20 protein-coding genes are annotated in these 19289 nt (G+C 70.3%); 8 read left to right on the forward strand and 12 right to left on the reverse strand.

Features of this window, described 5'->3' with window-relative positions:
* Positions 1-49 precede the first annotated feature (49 nt).
* Positions 50-1543, forward strand: a complete 1494-nt coding sequence (locus CFP66_RS00685) for an AMP-binding protein (RefSeq protein ID WP_094919809.1) — start codon at positions 50-52, stop codon at positions 1541-1543.
* Complete coding sequence (locus tag CFP66_RS00690; RefSeq protein WP_094919810.1) at positions 1536-2528, forward strand: alpha/beta hydrolase; 993 nt, start codon at positions 1536-1538, stop codon at positions 2526-2528. Before CFP66_RS00685 ends, CFP66_RS00690 begins: the two co-directional genes overlap by 8 nt.
* A 12-nt stretch (positions 2529-2540) precedes the next feature.
* Here CFP66_RS00690 and CFP66_RS00695 read toward each other — a convergent pair whose 3' ends face one another.
* Genes CFP66_RS00695 through CFP66_RS46930 form a run of 3 tightly spaced genes read right to left on the reverse strand, consistent with a single transcriptional unit; the run spans position 2541 to position 4198 of the window.
* Positions 2541-2672 (reverse strand): zinc-binding dehydrogenase, encoded by a 132-nt coding sequence (locus CFP66_RS00695; protein ID WP_094919811.1) that lies wholly within the window; start codon positions 2670-2672, stop codon positions 2541-2543.
* 18 nt (positions 2673-2690) lie between these two features.
* Positions 2691-3605, reverse strand: coding sequence for an MBL fold metallo-hydrolase (locus CFP66_RS46925; RefSeq protein ID WP_143517068.1), 915 nt, complete (start codon positions 3603-3605; stop codon positions 2691-2693).
* 8 nt (positions 3606-3613) lie between these two features.
* Positions 3614-4198 (reverse strand): carboxymuconolactone decarboxylase family protein, encoded by a 585-nt coding sequence (locus tag CFP66_RS46930; RefSeq protein WP_143517069.1) that lies wholly within the window; start codon positions 4196-4198, stop codon positions 3614-3616.
* Between the two features lie 230 nt (positions 4199-4428).
* Between CFP66_RS46930 and CFP66_RS00705 the strand changes: the two genes are divergently transcribed.
* From CFP66_RS00705 to CFP66_RS00715, 3 genes are read left to right on the forward strand one after another with little or no spacing between them, the layout of a single operon-like run.
* Positions 4429-5829, forward strand: coding sequence for an MFS transporter (locus CFP66_RS00705; RefSeq protein WP_094919812.1), 1401 nt, complete (start codon positions 4429-4431; stop codon positions 5827-5829).
* Positions 5826-6332: a MaoC family dehydratase N-terminal domain-containing protein gene (locus CFP66_RS00710; RefSeq protein WP_158227991.1), complete on the forward strand. Its 507-nt coding sequence runs from the start codon at positions 5826-5828 to the stop codon at positions 6330-6332. The genes CFP66_RS00705 and CFP66_RS00710 overlap by 4 nt, the downstream gene beginning before the upstream one ends.
* Positions 6329-6754 (forward strand): MaoC/PaaZ C-terminal domain-containing protein, encoded by a 426-nt coding sequence (locus CFP66_RS00715; protein ID WP_094919814.1) that lies wholly within the window; start codon positions 6329-6331, stop codon positions 6752-6754. The genes CFP66_RS00710 and CFP66_RS00715 overlap by 4 nt, the downstream gene beginning before the upstream one ends.
* Positions 6755-7004: 250 nt before the next feature.
* On the opposite strand, the gene CFP66_RS00720 is transcribed toward CFP66_RS00715, so the two are convergent.
* The 9 genes from CFP66_RS00720 to CFP66_RS00760 form a co-directional block, all read right to left on the reverse strand.
* A complete protein-coding gene (locus tag CFP66_RS00720) occupies positions 7005-7883 on the reverse strand; it encodes a hypothetical protein (RefSeq protein ID WP_094919815.1) in 879 nt (292 codons plus the stop codon).
* On the reverse strand, positions 7880-9289 hold the full coding sequence (locus tag CFP66_RS00725) for a hypothetical protein (RefSeq protein ID WP_198961184.1): 1410 nt from the start codon (positions 9287-9289) through the stop codon (positions 7880-7882). Before CFP66_RS00725 ends, CFP66_RS00720 begins: the two co-directional genes overlap by 4 nt.
* On the reverse strand, positions 9282-9593 hold the full coding sequence (locus CFP66_RS00730; RefSeq protein WP_094919816.1) for a DUF6403 family protein: 312 nt from the start codon (positions 9591-9593) through the stop codon (positions 9282-9284). Before CFP66_RS00730 ends, CFP66_RS00725 begins: the two co-directional genes overlap by 8 nt.
* A gap of 117 nt (positions 9594-9710) precedes the next feature.
* Positions 9711-10721, reverse strand: a complete 1011-nt coding sequence (locus CFP66_RS00735) for a Gfo/Idh/MocA family protein (RefSeq protein WP_094919817.1) — start codon at positions 10719-10721, stop codon at positions 9711-9713.
* Between the two features lie 4 nt (positions 10722-10725).
* Positions 10726-12015 carry a sulfatase gene (locus CFP66_RS00740; protein WP_094919818.1) on the reverse strand — a complete coding sequence of 430 codons (1290 nt, stop codon included), beginning with the start codon at positions 12013-12015 and terminating at the stop codon, positions 10726-10728.
* A 2-nt stretch (positions 12016-12017) separates the two neighbouring features.
* Entirely contained in the window at positions 12018-13643 is a 1626-nt protein-coding gene (locus tag CFP66_RS00745; protein ID WP_094919819.1) for an extracellular solute-binding protein, read from the reverse strand.
* Between the two features lie 59 nt (positions 13644-13702).
* The gene (locus CFP66_RS00750) at positions 13703-14533 is read right to left on the reverse strand and encodes a carbohydrate ABC transporter permease (RefSeq protein WP_198961185.1); all 831 of its coding nucleotides are present in this window, start codon (positions 14531-14533) and stop codon (positions 13703-13705) included.
* 116 nt (positions 14534-14649) lie between these two features.
* Positions 14650-15537, reverse strand: a complete 888-nt coding sequence (locus tag CFP66_RS00755) for a sugar ABC transporter permease (protein ID WP_094919821.1) — start codon at positions 15535-15537, stop codon at positions 14650-14652.
* Positions 15538-16082: 545 nt separating this feature from the next.
* The gene (locus tag CFP66_RS00760; RefSeq protein WP_094919822.1) at positions 16083-16505 is read right to left on the reverse strand and encodes a helix-turn-helix domain-containing protein; all 423 of its coding nucleotides are present in this window, start codon (positions 16503-16505) and stop codon (positions 16083-16085) included.
* A 138-nt stretch (positions 16506-16643) separates the two neighbouring features.
* On the opposite strand from CFP66_RS00760, the gene CFP66_RS00765 reads away from it, so the two are divergent.
* From CFP66_RS00765 to CFP66_RS00775, 3 genes are all read left to right on the forward strand, one after another.
* On the forward strand, positions 16644-17288 hold the full coding sequence (locus CFP66_RS00765) for an FMN-dependent NADH-azoreductase (RefSeq protein WP_094919823.1): 645 nt from the start codon (positions 16644-16646) through the stop codon (positions 17286-17288).
* Positions 17289-17433: 145 nt separating this feature from the next.
* Positions 17434-18156 (forward strand): flavodoxin family protein, encoded by a 723-nt coding sequence (locus CFP66_RS00770; protein WP_094919824.1) that lies wholly within the window; start codon positions 17434-17436, stop codon positions 18154-18156.
* Between the two features lies 1 nt (position 18157).
* Complete coding sequence (locus tag CFP66_RS00775; RefSeq protein ID WP_198961187.1) at positions 18158-19192, forward strand: hypothetical protein; 1035 nt, start codon at positions 18158-18160, stop codon at positions 19190-19192.
* Positions 19193-19289: the final 97 nt, after the last annotated feature.

Raw genomic sequence — 19289 nt, forward strand, 5'->3', positions numbered from 1 at the left:
AGCCACGATTTTACCTCATGGGTCAAGCCGAAATCGAAGGAGTTGTGCGATGCCCCTCATTCCGATGGGCGACGTCCCCGCCTGGTTCGCCGATCGCCTCGGCCCCGAGCGACTGTGCATGGCGCATCGTGACGAACGCGTGTCCTGGGCCGATATGGCCATTCGCTCGAATAGTCGGGCGCTTGCCATGAAGCGGCTCGGGGTGGCGCCCGACGACGTCGTCGCACTGGTGCTGCCGAACTCCAATGCGGTGTTCGAGTTCGCCTTCGCCATCTGGAAGCTCGGCGCCACTCCGTGCGTGATCTCGCCACGGCTGCCCGCGGACGAGCTCGAATCCGTGCTCGACCTCGCTCGGCCGCGTGCGATCCTCGCCGAGGACGCGGCGATCCGGCGGGCGACCGGCGCGCTGCCCACCGACCTCGGGCTGGACGAGGAGCTCGACGAGACCGTGCCGTCCGTCGTCGGGAGCCGGTGGAAGGCGATCACGTCGGGCGGCTCGTCGGGCCGGCCGAAGGTGATCGTCGACCTCGCGCCGGGCGCCGTCGACCCCGACGAGGCGCTGCTCGGCCTGCCTCGCGGTGGCGTGGTGCTCAACGCCGGACCGCTCCACCACAACGCACCTTTCCGGTTCATGTCCGGTGCGCTATTCCGCGGCAACAGCGTCGTCAGCATGCCGCGGTTCGACGCCGAGGAGGCGTTGCGGCTGATCGAGCACCATCGCGTGGAGTGGGCCAACCTGGTGCCGACGATGATGAGCCGCATCTGGGGGCTGCCGGAGGAGGTCCGGTCGCGCTACGACCTCTCCTCGCTGCGCGCGGTCTGGCACACCGCCGCGCCGATGCCCGCCTGGCTGAAGGAGGCGTGGATCGACTGGATCGGCCCCGAGAAGGTGTGGGAGATCTACGGCGGGACGGAGCGGCAGGGCAACACCGTCATCGGCGGCCACGACTGGTTGACCCACCGGGGCTCGGTCGGGCGTCCGATCAACTGCGACATCCGCATCCTGGGCGAGGGCGGTGAGGTGCTGCCGCCCGGCGAGGTCGGTGAGGTGCACTTCCTGCCGCACACCGGTCCGGGTTCGACGTATCGCTACCTCGGCGCCGAACCGCAGCGGTCCGAGGACGGCTACGAGACGATCGGTGACTTCGGGCGGCTGGACGAGGAGGGCTTCCTCTACATCGCCGACCGCCGCACGGACCTGATCATCCGCGGTGGGGTGAACATCTACCCCGCCGAGATCGAGAACGCGTTGTCCGAGCACCCCGGGGTGGACGACGCCGTGGTGATCGGCCTTCCGGACCGGGACCTGGGCGCGGTGGTGCACGCGATCGTCACTCGGCCGGCGGACGGCGCCGAGCCGGTGACGGCGGAGGCGCTGCAGGCTTTCCTTTCCACGAGGCTGGCCACGTACAAGCTGCCGGTCGCGTACGAGTTCGCCGAGCCGCCGCTGCGCGACGAGGCGGGCAAGGTCCGGCGCAGCCGGCTGCGGGCGGAGCGCATCGCCGGGCGGGCGGACGCAGAGGGAGTGCCGGCCGATGTCTGAGGCACGGACCGACGGCCGCGCCGTGCCGGACCCGGCAGTGTCAGACGGGAGCGTGTTCGGGGGGAGCACCGTGCCCGAGGACACGCGTGCGGCGGCGGCTGTGGTCAGAGCGCGGATTCCCGGGCTCCCGGTGTGGACCGCCGCGCACGCCGAGCCGATCCGGGACGCCAAGAGGTCAGGCACCGGGCACTTCCCGCCCATCGTCCGGTCGCCGCGGGCGACGACGATCCGCATACCCGGACCCGGCGGGGAACTCGTGCTGCGCGAGATCGCGTCGGACTCACCCACGGGGGTCTACCTGCACATCCACGGTGGTGGCTGGTTCATGGGCGGGGCCGACCTGCAGGACCACAAGCTCGAGGCGCTGGCCGACGACGCAGACCTCGCCTGCGTGAGCGTCGACTACCGCCTCGCGCCCGAGCACCCCTTCCCCGCCGCTCTCGAGGACTGCGTCGCCGCGGCGACCTGGCTGGCCGAGACCGCGCTGCGCAGGTGGGGCACCGACCGCCTCGTGATCGGCGGCGATTCCGCAGGGGCACACCTGGCCGCGCTGACGCTGCTGCGGATGCGCGACACGGCGGCCGCCCGCTTCACCTGCGCGCACCTGATCTTCGGGTTCTTCGACCTCGCGCTGACCCCGAGCGCCCGGCAGTTCGGCGGCGAGCGCAGCATCCCGCGCACCGCCGACCTGCACGGCTACGTCGACGCGTTCGTCGGCCCCGATCTCGACCGCCGGGCGCCCGGGGTCTCGCCGCTCTACGCCGACCTGTCGGGCCTCTGCCCCGCGACATTCGTCGTCGGCACCGAGGACGCGTTGCTCGACGACTCGCTGTTCATGCACATGCGGTGGCTGGCCGCGGGCAATCCGAGCGAACTACACGTCTACCCCGGCGCACCGCACAACTTCGTCGCGATGCCCTGCCGCGCTGCGATTGATGCGCACTCGCGGGCCGTGGCCTTCATCCGCCGCCACATCGGTGCCTGAGTCAGTCCGTGATCAGGACGATTTTCCGGCGGTGCGCCCGGTCTCGCCGAGGGCATGTGCGCCGGAGGCCTCCGCGAGCGGGAAGGCCGCATCGACGTGGACGCGGAGCCTCCCCTGCTCGGCGAGCTCGACGATGGCGCGCATCGGCGTGTCCCCGCCGACCTATCGACGCACGTTCCGTGCGGCGCGCACCTGAGGGGCTTCCACCCGCCAGGCGTCGCCGTCGGGCTCCAGGAAGACGCCGGTGGGACCGGAGAAATGCGATCCCAGCAGCAGGGTCCCGCGGTCCGACACCTGCTGCAGCAGTAGCCGTCGCGTGGCCGCGGCCCGTTCCCGATCCCAGCAGAAGTTGTCCCCGACGTGCGGGATCGCCACCTGCACGGGGTGGTGCAGGGCATCGCCGGTGATCACCGCCTCCTGGCCGTCGGACGAGATGACAACCGCGCAGTGCCCAGGTGTGTGCCCGGATGCCGCCTCGAGACGCACCCCTTCGACGACGACGTGCCCCGGGTCGACGAACCGGGCGAGACCGGCGTCGACGACGGGTTGCACGGAGTCGGCAAGCACGGCAGGGGCGTCACCGCGCTCGTCGGCCAGCAGGTTCTCGTACTCGGCGTGAGTGAACAGGTACTGCGCCCGGGGGAAGGTGGGCGTCCACACCCCGTCGACCAGCATGGTGTTCCAGCCGCAGTGGTCGGCGTGCAGGTGCGTGCAGACGACGTAGTCCACGCTCTCCCGCGGACAACCGGCCGCCTCCAGCCGCTCCAGGAAGGGCCCGTCGAGCATGTGGAGCGCTTCGTAGCCGCGCTGCTTGTCGTTGCCGATGCACGGGTCCACCAGGATTCGCACACCCCGGATCTGCACGACGAACGCCTGGAAATTCAGCAGAATATCGCCGTTCTCGTCGGCGAAGTCCGGGACCAACCACTCACGGTATGCGAGGACGTCCGCCCGGTCGGCTTGGATGAACCTCGCCGGATCCGCTCGAACGGGCGGCATCTCGAGCACGCGGGTGATCTGCGCGGCGCCGATCGACCAGCGGTGGAAGGATTCCATTTCCGTTGCCTCCGAGGGCATGATTCCTCCTAGGACCGGCCGGCCCGCATCGCCGCGTCGGCCGCACCCGGCTCCAGCGGCGTGCGGGTGGCCAATGTGATCCGATTCATCGTCATGTAATAGCCGATCGCGAGGATCGCCTCGACGATCTCCTGTGCCGTGAGATGGCACGCGACGCGCTCGAGGACCTGGTCCTCGACCGGGCCACCGCGGATCACCTGCCTCCCGAAGGCCAGCAGGGCGCGGTCGGACTCGTCGAACTCCCCGGAGCACAGCTGAAGCGTCTCGACGGCCGCCACCATAGCGGGGGTGGCGCCGAGGCCTTCGGCGATCCGGCGGTGCTGCGACCACACGTACTGGGCGCCGTCCATCCGGGCCGCGAGCAGGATCAGCAGCTCGCGCCGCAGAGGTGGGAGTGACTGCGCCGTCATGACGGCGCGCCCGAGGCCGAGCTGCGGGAGCACGCACGTTTCCGCGTGCGCCATCATGGCGATGATGTGCAGCCGCGCGGGCGCGGCGCGCAGCGCGTCGCCCACCGGCCCAGGCATCGTCTCGACGTCGACCGGCGGCAGCCCGCCCTCGGCGGTGATCTCGGCCGGGATTTCGGCAGCCATACGAGGTCCTTTCCGGTGGACGCACCGCCGGGGCGACGGGTTCTGCGCTCCTCGGCGAGGCTCGACCGTAACCGGCCGTGGGCGATCGCGACCAATACCTGCTGCTTATCGCAGCCATGCCGGCATCGATGCTTGTTGCGGACAAGGATCCGTGGTTGACTTTCTCACGCTGATTCGGCGTGACACTTTCTTTCTGCGATGAAAGCGCCGAGGACCGAAGGAGTTCCTTGATGGAAAACACCGGGACCGCACCTGCGGATCGGCGGCGACAACAGCGCCGTGTCGTGCTCGCCACGGGCGTCGGCACGACGATCGAATGGTTCGACTTCTTCATCTACGCCCAGGCCGCCGCACTCGTCTTCGGCCCGGTCTTCTTCGCAGCGCTGGGCCCGTCGGCGGGATTGCTGGTGTCGTTGGCGACGATCGGGATCAGCTTCCTGTTCCGGCCGCTGGGCGCCGTGATCGCCGGTCACTACGGCGACAAGGTGGGCCGACGGCAGGTGCTGGTGGTCAGCCTGTTCCTGATGGGCGGCGCGACGACGCTCATCGGAATCCTCCCCACTCCGGCGGCGATCGGCGTCGCCGCCCCCGCACTGCTCCTGCTGCTACGCATCGTGCAAGGATTGTCCGCCGGTGCCGAATGGGGCGGAGCCGCGCTCATGGCCGTCGAATCGGCACCCGCCGACCGCCGGGCACGCTATGGATCCGCACCGCAGCAAGGCGCCCCGCTCGGGCTGATCCTCGCCACCGGATGCTTCGCATTGATGACGGTCGTGGCGCCCGACGACGAGGCGTTCCTGAGCTGGGGATGGCGGGTTCCGTTCCTGTTCAGCGCCGTGTTGGTCTTCGTCGGCTACTTCATCCGCCGTCGCGTCGAGGAGTCCCCGACCTTCGTCGAGATGTCCCGTGGAGGCCAGGTGCGCAAGGCGCCGGTCGGAGTGCTGTTCCGCACCCGACCTGCGCTGGTCATCGTGGCTGCGCTCGCGTTCGCAGCCAACAGCGCCGCGTCGTACATCGTGGCGGGCGGCTTCCTGCAGAACTACCTGACCTCCCCCGGACACCCCGGACAGCTCTCCAGGACCACCGTGCTGCTGGTGGTGACGCTGTCAGGGCTGTCGTGGCTCGTCGTGCTGCACTTCGCAGCCGTGGTCTCCGACCGGATCGGGCGCCGGACCACCTTCGTGATCGGCTGGATCGCCCTGGCCGCCACGACGTTCCCGCTGCTGCTCGCGATGGACAGCGGCAGCGTCGTCGTGCTCTTCGTGGGCGTCACGGCGTACATGTGGGCCGTAATGATCAACTCGGGGCCGCTGGCCGCCTACCTGGCCGAGCAGTTCCCGGCCGAGATCCGCTACTCCGGAGTCGCCCTCGCGTACGCCTTCGGCTCGATCTTCGGCGGCGCCTTCGCACCGATGATCGCCACCGCCCTCTACACCGGGACCGGCTCGCTGTACTCGGTCGGGTGGTACGTCGTCGGCATCGTCGCCGTGAGCCTCACCTGCACCCTGCTGCTGCGCGACCGCTCGGGCGTCGACCTCGGTCCGGGGTCCCGGGCGTACGACGGGTCCTCGTTCGTCTTCGGACGCCGCGCGGGCCACGCCGAGCACGACCGGTCGACGGTGGCGTCGTGAGCGGCGACGGCGCCGCGGCGACGGCACGGCCCCGGGGCATCTTCCGGCGGGAGACGAAGGGTTTCTCGGCCGCACCGGTGACCGTCCGGGTCGAACGCGGGCGGGTCCTGAGCTTCGCCCGGCTGCTCGGCGAGACGGATCCCGTCTGCACGGACGTCGCCGCGGCCCGCGCAAAGGGCCATCCGGACGTAGTCGCTCCGCCGTCGTTCCCCATGGTGGTCGAGATGCTGGCGCACGAGGAGCGCAGCAGACAGGGCGTGCCGAACCCGACGGAAGTGATCGGCTGCGACTTCCGCCGCCTGCTCCACGGGGAGCAGCACCACACCTACGAGGGCCCCGTCTACGCGGGGGACGAGGTGTCGGTCGGCACCACGGTCGTGGACTTCTACGACAAGCGCGGGGGCCTCTTGGAGTTCGTCGTCCTGGAATCGACCATCCACCACGACGACCGCGGAGTGCTCGTCCGTGCCAGGCGGACCCTTCTACACCGGCTGGACCGGTGAGTGAGCCCGCGCCCGGCACCGTGCTGCCGGCCCTGACCTTCGGACCGTTCTCACGCACCCTGCTGGCGCTCTACGCCGGCGTCTCGGGTGACCACGACCCGGTCCACATCGACATCGACTTCGCAAGGGAGGCAGGGCTGCCCGACGTGTTCGCCCACGGGATGCTCTCCTTCGGCGTGCTGTCCCGCGTGGTCACCCGGTGGTCCGGGATGGCGTGCCTGCGCTCCTTCCGGGCACGTTTCGTCTCGATCACGCACGTCCACGACCTGATCACCTGCCGCGGCACGGTGACCGAGTACCTGGACGAGGCCGGAGAGCGGAGGGCCAGGATCGACCTGGTCGTGACCGCACAGGACGGCCGTACGACGCTCACCGGCGAGGCCGTCGTCGCCGTCGACGGGTTCCGGGACCCGCCGGCATGAGGGCGTTGCGCCCCGGCAGGCCCTGCGTAGCTCGGCGAGCGGGGCGAGGATGCGTCGACAAGGACGTCACCCATGTCGTGCTCGGCGGCCACCGCGACGCGCGGTGAGAGCTCCCGCAGGGGCTGCGGCCCGCTTCGACCGAACTGCGCCGCCACCTCCGTGATCGGACGTGGCGCAGATCGACAGCGAGCCCGAGGCCGACGGTGGGGCCCGCCGCCGGGATCGCCCCGGTGCCGACGAGCACGGCGCCCTACTCCAAGCCGCGCAGCTTCCCCGACAGCGTCTTGGCGCGGGCGGTGAAGTCCTCGTAGTCGCCACGACCCTCACGGTCGGCGCTCGTGATCTCGTCGAGCAGCGTGGAGTAGGTGACGGCGAGGCGGGCGTGTTGTGCGGCGCGCCGGTGTCCGGGCAGCCCGTCGATGTCGATGATCTGTCGCGCGACCAGCGCCATCTCGGCGCTCAGCACGGCGCGGCTGTCGTCGGACTCCTCGCGGTGGATGCTGCGCACCGCCGCCCGGCCGCCTGCCCGTTGCGCCACGAGGAACAACGCGAGTGCGCCGCCGACGACCGCGGTGATCGCGGCGGCCGCGATCAGGTATCGCGGCAGGGACGGGCTGAAGGTGCGGGCGTCGGGAGGCAGGACATCGAGATCGACCAGCTGGTCGTAGTTGATGACGACGACCTTCAGCGCGTCCAGCGGCCGGTCGACGAACCCGTCGAGCCCGGAGCCGATCCTGGTCTCGGCGACCGCCCGGCCGCCGAAGCCCTCCTCGTCGATCTCCCCGCCTGCGAGGAAGCCGCAGCCGTAGGTGTCGAACTCGTCGTCCTCGCGGGCCATCGCCAGCACCAGGGTGCCCGCCGCCGCGTTGCCCAGCCCGTCGCACGCCGCGCTCAGGTCGGCACCGGACTCCAACATGAGGACGACGAGCCGCCGGTTGCCGATGATCTGCTCGGCGGCCGCGGTGTCGAGTTCGATCCCCGGCGCGACGTAGATCGACGTCGTGCGCACCGTCTGCGCGGCGGGGCCCTCGAACGGGCCTGCGGTCCACAGCGCCCAGATCGCCAGCAGCAGGCAGGCCACGATGCCGAGTCCGAACCAGGTCCCCAGTTGCAGCATGATCCGTTTCACGCCCGCTGCCTCCGGAGGTAGTCGGCGGGCCGGTAGCCCTGGAACGGGACGGCCCGGCCGATCCGGTCGAGTTCCGCGTCGGCGGCGTCGAGCAACCTGTGGACGTGCCTGTCGGGCAGTGCCTTCGCGACGGCGTCGCGTGCGGCCTGCAGGTGGACGATCGCGCGGGCGAGCGCCGGGTCCTCGGCCCGATCGGTGAGCCCGGAGACCTCGACGGCCAGCGCGCTCAGCCCGCCCAGCCGGGCTGCCGTGCCCAGCGTTCTGCCCGCGTTGCGGCGCAGCAGGGGCCGGGCGGATAGCGCGAGCAGGAGTGCCGCGCAGCCCGCGAAGATCCAGGGGAGGGCGGGCAGCGTGACGGAGAGCGGGTCGAACGGCGTGTAGGGCAGCGGCCGGTCGAACAGCCCCGCGTAGCGGACGTCGGCGATCTGCCCCAGGTACAGGCGCAGCACGTTGTCCTGGGGGTAGTGGCCCCTGCCGAGTACGCCTCCGAACTGCGAGTAGTACCCGGCCGCGGCGACATCGGCGAATTCGGCGGCGTGCGGGCCGTGGTACTCGATCCACGAGCCGTACAGGACGACGATCGGTGTCCCCGGGAACAGCCGCGTGAGCGCGGGGCCGTAGTCGGGCACCTGCTCCCCGACCGGCTGGACGGGGAACGCGGCGTACATCGCGGGTACACCCCCGAACGCCTCGGCCGAGGCGTCGGCCGGCACGTCGGTCAGCGACGCCCCGGGCGCGACGAACCGGCCGGTGGCGCGCAACGGCGTCGCGACGACCTCGAGTTCGGCAGCGGTGGGTTCCCGCCGCTCGTCCGCGGGTCCTTCGATCGGCTCGTCGCCCGACCCGGCCAGCTCGTTGATCAGCGTGACCAGCGGCACGGTGACGTCGTTGCGGCCGAACTGCGCCCGCCACTCGTCGAGCGTGCTCGCGGCAACCTCGTAGATGCTGCCCGACACCCGGGTTCCGTCGATCGTGAAGACGATCGGTTCCTCGTCGTCCTCGATTCCGCGGTCCTCGAACGCAAGGCCGACTTCGGAGTCGACTTCTGCGAGCGCCACCCGCTGCTCCTTGGTGAGCCCGGGCGGGGTGGCGATGATCCGGACGTCGTGGCCCTCGGCCGCCTGCCGCACCCGCTCCGCGTCCCACGCGGCGATGGCGCCGGGCAGCCGGACGACCGGCTCCGCGTCCAGCATCGCCGCCATCTCCGCGGCCGACGGCAGGCTGACCGTCGGCACTTCGGGCGGCGTGTTCTCGGGTTGCTCGGACGAGGCGGGGGATCCGTAGGTGACATCCGCACCCCGGCCCTGGGCGTCGACGAAGAAGACGACGCAGACGATCGCGACGCCGGCGAGCACGAAGCGCACGAACTGGGTGATCAGCGACCTGCGGAACACGCGGTCATTCACCGGCGGCCCTCCGCCACAGCCGGTCGGCCCGCCTGGCGTGTTCGGTCGCGGTCCGCGCCGCACGGGCGCCGCCACCGTTGGCGGCGATCGCCTCCGCCCTGGCCAGCGCCTCCTCGGCCGCAGCCGGCGGATCGGCGCACGCGTCGCGGCTCACCGCCGCACTCTCGATCGCCGCCCGCGCGGTCGACCACGCGACCTCCCGGCCGGACGCCCGGGCCCGCAGCCTCGGCACCAGCGCGACGCCGAACCCGGCGGCGAGGATCACGACGCCCCCGACCGCCCAGATCAGCCACGACGACAACACGACGGCTCCACGATCACGCCGCCGAATCGTAGACAGGCCGGATCGCCTGCCCGCGGCGGGCAGCGTGGTTCAGCCGCCGACCCCGGCTGCGGGAGCAGGCGTGGGGCCGACAACTCCTCACCGCGCCGCGACCGCCCGGGTCGTTGCGTCGAGGGCGAGTTGTGTCGCCGCGAGCCCGTCGCGCCCGGTCGGGAGCACATGCTCCTCACCGTGGAGCGCTGCGGCCAGCTCCGCGTACATCCCCTCGAACGACTTCTCGTGCGCCCAGGCGAGCTCGTGCCTACCGTCACCGTCGATGAGCACGAAGTCACGCTCCTCGCGTCGGTAGCGGATGACGCCGTCGGTACCAATGACCTCGTAGGCGAAGGTCGGGAGCCTCGACGGCGAGCGGTGACCGTAGGCGAAGCTGATGTCGACCAGCACACGGGCGCCACCGCCCGACAGGTGCGTCGTCACGTGCTCGGGCGCGTCCACGCCGTCGATCTCGTCGAACCAGATGCCGGTTGCGTGGTCGACCTGCAGGTCGCTGCCGAGCCACCAGCGCGCGAGGTCGATCTGGTGCACGCCGCAGTCCACCAGCGGGCCGCCCTCGAGCATCCGCCCGAGCCGCCGCTGGTTCACGCCGGTCCGGGCCACCCGGTCCTGGAACGCACCGTGCAGGTCCCACAGGAAGACCATCCGCAGCGCGCGCACCTCGCCCACCGCCCCGGTCGCCACGAGCTCGTGGATCCGCCGCGCCACCGGCGAGAACCGATAGGTGAAGGCGACCCACAGCGGGACACCCGCTGCCTCCGTCTGCTCCACCATCGCGGCCCCTGTCGCCTCGTCCACGGCGATCGGCTTCTCGCACAGCACCGGGACACCGCGTCGCGCCGCCCACCCGACGTTCTCCGCGTGCACCCCGGCGGGCGAGGTGACGACGAGCGCGTCGAGCTCGGGCATCTCTTCCAACGACGTACAGCGCGCGACTTCCGCCGGTACCGGCGCCGCCGCGAGCCGATCGGTCGACACGTCGCACACGCCGACCAGGTCGAGCCGCTCCGCTCTCAGGAGAACCGGCAGATGGCCGTAGCCGGCGACCTCGCCACAACCCACGAGCCCGACCCGCTTGCGCCGCCCCGTCGTCATCCCCTCACGCCGTTCGGTCGGCTGCGAGTGCGGGCGCGTCGCTGACCGGAACCGGCACGGGGCCGTGGCGCAAGGCGTCGTTCGTCGCGATCATGAACGCGTCCAGCCGCTCGCGGAGGTCGCCGGCCACCTCGGCCGAGCCGGGGTCGTCGACGAGGTTGGTCGTTTCCCCTGGATCGGCCACGAGGTCGTACAACTCCTCCTGCGGACGCGGAGCCAGATGCGCGTCGCCCATTCCCCGGCGCGTGGGCGAGGCCTCGAGGTCGGGCGGGAGCGCGAGCAACGGGCGCGGCTCGAAGTTGTGGATGTACTTGTGGGACTCGGTCCGGATGGCCCGGATCGGGTCGTAGTCGGCGTGGTAGGTCTTCTCGAGGAACACCTCGCGACGTGTCGGCGCGGCGCCGTCCCGCAGGGTGGCCGCGAAACTCACCCCCTGCACGTCGCCGGGCAACGCGACCCCCAGCAGCTCGAGCAGGGTCGGCACCAGGTCGACGTGGCTCACCAGTCCCGGCTCTCGTCGCGGCCCGACAGGGCCGAGGCGGGTCGGCATCCGCACCATGAGCGCCACGTGCACCCCCGGGTCGTACAACGTGCCCTTCGCGCGGGGGAACGGCGCGCCGTGATCCGTGGTGAAGACGAGGATCGTGTCGTCGTCGAGCCCGTTGCGCCGGAGCGCGTCCAGGATGATCCCGAGCCCCCGGTCCGCGACGGTGATCGCACCGCCGAACGCGGCGATGTCCTCGCGCGTGTGCTCGTTGTCCGGCAGGTACCGGGGAACGTCGACGGCGTCGGGCGAGCCGGGCGGGTACCGCTGCGCCGGCCAGTCCCGGTGCACCTCGAGCATGCCGCAGACCAGCAGGAACGGGTCACCGTCGGCCTCTCGTGCGTCGAGCCACCGGGCCGCGGCCTCGGCAACGTCGCCCGCGCGGTTGCTCGCGCAGACCACGTGCTCGTCGAAACCCGGACGGCCACGGTCGCGCGACTCGTGCTGGAGGCCGATGAGCACCGTGCGGTACCCGGCGTCACCGAGGTGCATCGGCAGCGTCCGCTCGCCCTCGCCGTACTCCCAGCCGCGGTGCGTCAGCCCCTGGAGGCCGTTGCTGTGCGGGTAGCGGCCGGTCCACAGCGCGCCGCGCGCCGGGCTGCACAACGGGCTGGTGCTGAAGCAGCGCTCGAACACGGTGGACTGCTCCGCGAGCGCGTCGGTGTGCGGCGCATCCACGTCGTACCCGTAGGCCCGCAGGTGTGTCCCGAGGTCGTGCCAGTGCACGACGACGACGTTCGGCCGGCGCATACTCAGCCCTCGCTCTGCTCGTAGGCCTGGGAAAGCTCGTCGCGCATCTGGTCGCCGCCGTCGCGCTTCCACCGCTGCACGGCTTCGGTCCACGCCGAGACCGGCGCGCGGGCCTGCAGGATGTCGACCTGCACGCTGTCGAGCGCGCTGTTGATCTGGGATCCCTTGCGGGACTCGGTCTCGCTGAAAAGGGTCGACGCCGGATTGGGGATCGCCGTCGGGACCACGGCCGACTGTGCGTCGAACTGCGCCTGCGCCACGTCCGGCTTTCCCGGCACGTAGTTCACCCACGGACCTTCACCGATGTACTTGAGGCCGAGCTGCGTTTCCCTCTGGCCCTTGTCGGTGAGCACGGGGTCGCCCTCGACGAGCGTGTGGTGCACGCCCTCGAGGCCGTAGTTCTTGAACATGTGCTCCGCACTCCCGAAAGGTGCTGCCAGGTAGTTGAGCACGTCGAGCAGCGCAGCCGCCCGGTCTGCCGAGTCGATGCTGATACCGGTCAGGTTGTGCGTCGCCGGTCCGAGCCAGATGGGCGCGACCCCACCGCCGCCGATCGCGGGAGGCACCACGATGCCGAGCCGCATGTCGCCCGCGGTCGGCAGGTTGGCCAGCGTCGCCCAGGCGGCGAAGGTGCCCTCGAAGAAGCTCGTCGTGCCACCGACGACCCAGGCCTGACGCTGCTGGTTGTCCGACGACGTCGTGTCCGGGTGCACCAGCCCGTCGGCCACGAGCCTGCGGCCCTGCTCCAGCGCCTCCAGCTGTCGCTCGTCCTCGTTCGTGCTCCGGAGCGCGCCGCCGGGGCCGACCTCCCAGGTGTTGGCGATGCCGTGAGCCTGGCGGATCAGCTGCATGGGGACGTTCGACAACGCCCAGGTGTTGCCGCCCGTCAGCTCGCCGAAGATCGCCCGCAGGTCGTCCCAGCTGCCCCCGTCGCCGACCATTCCGCGTGCCTCGAGCACGTCATCCCGCCGGTAGAGAGCCGGGCTGCTCTGCGGACCACGTGCGATCGGGACGCCGTAGATGCGGCCCCCGTAGACGGCGGAGCGCCAGCTCTCGGTGGGGATGTTGGCGAGGAAGGGATAGTTCGCAACGGCGTCGCCGCTGAGCAGGTCGGTGAGATCGGCTGCCCGCTCACGCAGCAACGACGGCAGCCCGGGAACTCCGGAGGGGAAGTACGTGAACAGATCCGGGAGCTGGTTGCCCGCGACCGTCGTCTGGAATCGTTCGGCGAAGTCGCCGCTCGGCACCAGCGCGACCGACAGGGTGAAACCGAGCCGGGCGTTCAGCTCCTGCCAGAACGTGTTCTGATCCATGCCCGGCGGAACCGGCGTGTTGGTCAGGGCGAAGACAGCGACATCCGCTCCGTCTCCGGGCGGTCCTGTCGTCACTGCGGCGGGGTTCGCCGGGTACCGCAGCACGGTGTCGCTGACGCCGTTCTCGCCCTTGAGATCAGGCACGAACCCCGCATAGGGGATGTAGGTGGGCAGCACGACGGCGTTGTTCGCCGCCTGCGAGCCGATGGCCCCCCGGCCCTCGTTGCTGCAGCCGGTGAGGCCGAGCGCGGCGAGTGCGCCCATGCCGAGCGAGCCCTGCAACAGACGCCGTCGGCCGATCAGGGGGTGGGACATGCGATTGCTCCTCGTCGAGTCGTAGCCGCTGGGCGATCAGTGGGATGTCCGGGTGCCGGTCAGCCCTTGACGGCGCCGGTGAGCATGCCCTTGGCGAAATGCCGCTGCAGGAAGGGGTAGACGATGAGCACCGGCACGATCGAGATGACCAGGATCGCCATTTGCAGCGACGTCTGCGGCGGCAGTGCCGTATCCGTTCCGAGGGCCTGCGCGCCGATCTGGTTCCCGTCCACCACGTAGGTGCGCAGCACCAGCTGCAGCGGCCATTTCGAGGAGTCGGAGATGTAGAGCATGGCGTTGAAGAACGCGTTCCAGTAGCTCACGCCGTAGAAGAGACCGACGACAGCCAGCACGGGCCTGGCCAGCGGCAGCCCCATGTAGCGGAAGGTCTGCCACTCTCCCGCACCGTCGATGCGGGCGCTGTCCATGACCTCCTGCGGCAGTCCTACGAAGAATGCCCGCACCACGATGACGTTGAAGGCCGAGACCGCAGTCGGAATGATCAGTGACCACAGGCTGTCGAGCAGCCCGAGCTGTTGGACGACCAGGTAGCTGGGAATGATGCCGGGGCTGAACAGCAAGGTCACCAGTACCAGCAGCAGCAGTTGCCGGTTACCGATGCTGCCGCGTCGACTGAGCGCCCAGCCGAGCATTGCCGTCAGGGTGAGGCTGACGAGCGTGCCCACTCCTGTCACGAAGACGCTGACGAGCAGTGCTCGGGTGACGACGCCGCCGATGAAGATCGAGCGGTATGCGGTGAAGTCGATGCCCTCGGGGATCAGCACGAACCCGCCGGCCTTGATGACCTGCTCGGGAGTTGCGAGCGATGTCGAGATGATGCCGACGAACGGCAGCACCACCAGGAGGCAGGCGATACCGAGCACGATCACCTTGACGACGGTCTCGACGGGACCGGGACGCGGGACGCCATCGATGAGAGGACTCTTGTGGCGCCTGCGGCGCGTGCGGTCGAGCCTGGTATCGGCCGATGCGGTCCCAGTCGCACTCATGCCCGGTACACCCCTTCCTCGCCGAAGATGTGGGCGACCTTGTTCGCCACCAGTACGAGCACGAGACCCACCAGGCCCTTGACGAGCCCGACGGCGGCGGAGACACCCCAGGCGCCGCCGACGATTCCGTTGTTGTAGACGTAGGTGTCGAGCACCTGCGCGACACCCAACCCGACCGCTTGCTGTTGCAGGATGAGCTGCTCGAAGCCGACCGACAGCGAGTCGCCGAGCTTGAGGATCAACAGCAGGATGATGATCGGCCGCATCCCGGGAAGCGTCACGTGCCAGATCTGCCGCATGCGAGTGGCGCCGTCGATCGCAGATGCCTCGTAGAGCGAGCGGTCGATCTGCGAGAGCACCGCGAGGAACAGGATCGTCGCCCAGCCCGTGTCCTTCCAGATGACCTGGGAGGTGATGAGCGCGTAGAAGGCGTCGGGGTTCCCGATGATGTCGATGGTGTCCCAGCCGTGCGACCGGAGCCAGTTGTTGAGCATACCGGCGCCGCCGAGCATCTGCTGGAAGATCGCCACCACGATGACCCAGGAAAGGAAGTGCGGCAGGTACAGCACGGACTGCACGACCTGCTTCATCCTGTCCGAGACCAGACTGTTGAGCAGCAGCGCCAGCACGATCGGCGCGGGGAACACGAAAACCGTCTGCAGCGCAGTGATCAAGAGCGTGTTCCGCATTGCCTGCAAGAACTCGGGGTCCCCGTTGAACAGGACCGAGAAGTTCTCGAATCCCACCCACAGCGATCGGTCGATACCGAGGTAGGGCTGGAAGTCCTGGAATGCGATGACATTGCCGCCGAGGGCGACGTACTGGAAGACGACGATGACCGCGACCCCTGGCAGCGCCAGCAGCAGCACGGTGCGGTCCCGCACGAGCCGATGCCACAACGGCGCGCGACGGCGCTGATGCGAGTTCCCGCTGGTCGGCTTGGCCCGCTGCCTTCCAGGACGTTTGACGGTCGTCGTCACGCGGGGACGACCCGAGAACGGGGACCCGCCACGACTGCAGACCCGCCTGCGATGACGATCGGTCCGCCCAGCGCGAGCAACTGCCGACGGGAGGACGTCCCTGTCCTTGGTTCGGCCACTCTCGGCTCCTTCTGTGATGACTGGTGCGCCGAGAGTCGCAGCGAGCGAAAGTGTTTGTCAAGGGCGCATGATTAATCCGCGTCCACCGGTGCGCCGGCTCGCGCGAGCAGGCGCGGTACGGGGTGTAGCGCCTGCCGGGCGATGCCTACGCACGTGAAAGTGCCTTTTGTAAACCCTTCCTTACTCACTCATGATGGTGTTACGCACTACCAGTGAGGTGAGGAAGGCAGATGGCTGAGCAGGCAACGCAGCCCGACGGACTTCAGGCCGTGGCGGCCCCCGCCGACGGGTGGTGCGAGCCCGAGACCGGGGTGTGCCACATCGACACCTCAGCCGGCCGACGCGCTGACCGCGACCCTGCCCCGGCCGATCCCGGTCACGTCGCTGGCGGCCCGGTTGCCGGCGATCTCACTGTGGTGGGCGGCGGCCCAACCGGCCATCGCCATCACCGCGTCCTTCAGCGACCGACCCAGGTCCGTGAGCTCGTACTCCACCCGCGGCGGGACCTCGGCGTACGCGGTCCGGGTGATCAGGCCGTCACGCTCGAGATGCTTGAGCGTCTGGGTCAGCATCCGCTGGGAGATCCCCGGGATGCTCGCCTGCACGTCGGAGTAGCGCAGCGAGCCGGCGCTCAGGGTGCTGACGACCAGCATCGTCCACTTGTCGCCGATGCGGTCGAGCACCTCACGGATGAAGGCGCTGTCCTCGGGCCACGCCTGACACGGACCGCTGATCTGTCGCGCTGACGCCATCTCGATACCTCTCATCTGTGTGCAACCGCACTACCAGTATGTAACACCCCGCGGGGGAACCACCACCGATCCGCGACCACAGCCCGCTCTCCGGTCCACCCGAGAGCGCTCTCAAGCGACTCCGAAAGGAACCAACCCATGTCTTACCTGCTGCACATCGACTCCTCCTCGCTCGGCGAGGCCTCGGTCTCCCGCCAGGTCGCCCAGTCCTTCCTCGAAGGCTGGGACGGCGAGGTCGTTCACCGCGACCTCGCCGCCGCGGCCGTGCCCCACATCAGCGCGGCCGGCGTCACCGCACGCGACACCGACCCCACCCGGTACACCGACGAGCAGGCTGCCGCAGCCGCGTTGCAGGACACGCTGATCGAGGAACTCCTCGGCGCGGGCGCCTATCTCTTCACGGTGCCGATGTACAACCTGACGCTGCCCTCGGCGTTCAAGGCGTGGCTCGACCAGATCCTCGTCTTCGGCCGCACCATCGGAGGCTCCTCCCCCGTCGCCGGACGTCCCGCCGCGGTGATCTCGGCTCGGGGCGGCAGCTACGCCCCCGGCGCGCCCAGGCACGGCTTCGACTACGTCGTACCCGTCCTCGACGCGCTGCTCGGCCACGAGGACATGCTCGGCATGGACGTCACCACCGTGATCCCCGAGCTGACCATGGCCCCCCACGCGCCGGCGCTGGCCGCGCTGCTCCCGAAGCACGAGGCATCCATGACCGACGCCCACGACCGTGCTCGCGCACTCGCCGCGACGATCTCCGGCCGCACGGCGGCCGCAGCCTGAGCCCCGAACCGACACCAGTGGCTCGGCGCTCAGGCACCGAGGCTCCTGGTGACGGATTCACCGGCCGATCCGCCGGGGTCCGCGGCACTCGACACTCGGTGCGTGCGCCACTGCGCACGCACCGACGTGCCCGAGAAGGGGACCCATGGCAACCGTGGCCGAGAAGCCCGACTTCACCGGGCTGCGCGCGATGTACATCAACTGCACCCTCAACCGCTCGCCGGACCGCAGCCACACCCAGGGTGTGATCGACCGCAGCGTCGCGATCATGAAGGGGAACGGGGTCGTCGTGGACCAGTTCCGCGCCGTCGACCACGACATCGCCACCGGCGTCCGCCCCGACATGACCGAGCACGGGTGGGACACCGACGAGTGGCCCGCACTGCTGACCCGGGTCCTCGACGCCGACATCCTGGTCATCGCCGGGTCGATCTGGCTCGGCGACAACAGCTCGGTGACCCGACGGGTGATCGAACGGCTCTACGGCTACTCCGGCGTGCTCAACGAAAACGGCCAGTACGCCTACTACGGGCGCGTCGGCGGCGCCCTGCTCACCGGCAACGAGGACGGCCTCAAGCACTGCGCGATGAGCATCCTGTTCAGCCTGCAACACATCGGGTTCACCGTTCCGCCCCAGGCCGACGCCGGGTGGCTCGGCGAGGTCGGCCCCGGCCCCTCCTACCTCGACGAAGGCTCCGGCGGCCCGGAGAACGACTTCACCAACCGCAACATCGCGTTCATGACCTACAACCTGCTCCACCTCGCGTCGATGCTCCGACGCGCGGGCGGGATCCCGGCCTACGGGAACCAGCGCTCGGCATGGGACGCCGGTTGCCACCCCGACTACGCCAACCCCGAGTACCGCTGACGTGGCCGATCACCGATCCGGTGCCGCCCCGTCAGGAGGACGGGTCGGAGTCGTCGGTGCCGGTGCCGTCGGCGCGGCCGCGACCCTGGCCATGATCCAGCGCGGCTCCTGCCGGCAGATCGTGCTGGTGGACAAGAACACCGAGCGCGCCCGCGGCGTCGCACTGGACATGTCCTACGGCGCCCCGCTGTCTCCCACTGTCGATGTCTTCGCGGGCGACTACGCGCAGCTGGCCGGGACCGACCTCGTCGTCGTCACGGCCGGCGCCAACGAGCGGACCGGCGGGGCGACCGACCGGTCCGACCCCGAGGGCAGGCTGCGGTTGCTCGACACCAACGCCGCGGTCTACCGCGACGTCGTCCCCCGCATCGTCGAGCACGCTCCCGACGCGGTGGTCATGGTGGTCACCGATCCTCCCGATCCGCTCGCCGACCTCACCCGCGAGTTGGTGGGACACGATCGCGTGTTCTCGACGGGCACCCTGATCGACAGCCTGCGTTTCCGGGTCCACCTCGCCCGCCGGCTCGGGGTCCGTCCCAGCGACGTCGACGCGCTCGTCGTCGGCGAGCACGGCACCTCCGAGGTACTGCTGTGGTCCTCGGCCACCGTCGCCGGCCTCAGCGCGACCGACCTGCTCGCCGAGCACGGCCACGACCTCGACGAGGTCCGCGAGCAGGTGGAGAACGAGATCCGCTTCGCCAACATCGACATCATCGAGGGCACCGGTGCCAGCCAGTACGGCATCGGCGCCGTCACCGCCCGCCTGGCCGAGGCGGTGCTGCGTGACGAGCACGCCGCCCTCCCGGTCGCCGCGTACCACCCCGACCACGGGGTGACGCTGTCGCTCGTCAGCGTGCTGGGCCGACACGGCGTCGAGCGGATGCACCACCCCCGCATGACCGAGGACGAACACGCGGCGCTGCTCCGCAGCGCCGAGGCCCTCCGCACCGCCACCCGGCGCTGTCGCACGAGCGCGCGCAGTGCACCGACGACCACCACCTCCCGTCGCACCGCGACAGGAAGTGAGCACCGATGACCAGCCCCCGTCGCCGATCACGACGATCGGCCGATTGACCGACCGATCCGGCGGGGGCCGCGGCGCCCGACACTCGGTGCGTGAGTCGTCGACCACG

This window comes from Pseudonocardia sp. MH-G8, from assembly GCF_002262885.1.
Taxonomy (GTDB): Bacteria; Actinomycetota; Actinomycetes; order Mycobacteriales; family Pseudonocardiaceae; genus Pseudonocardia.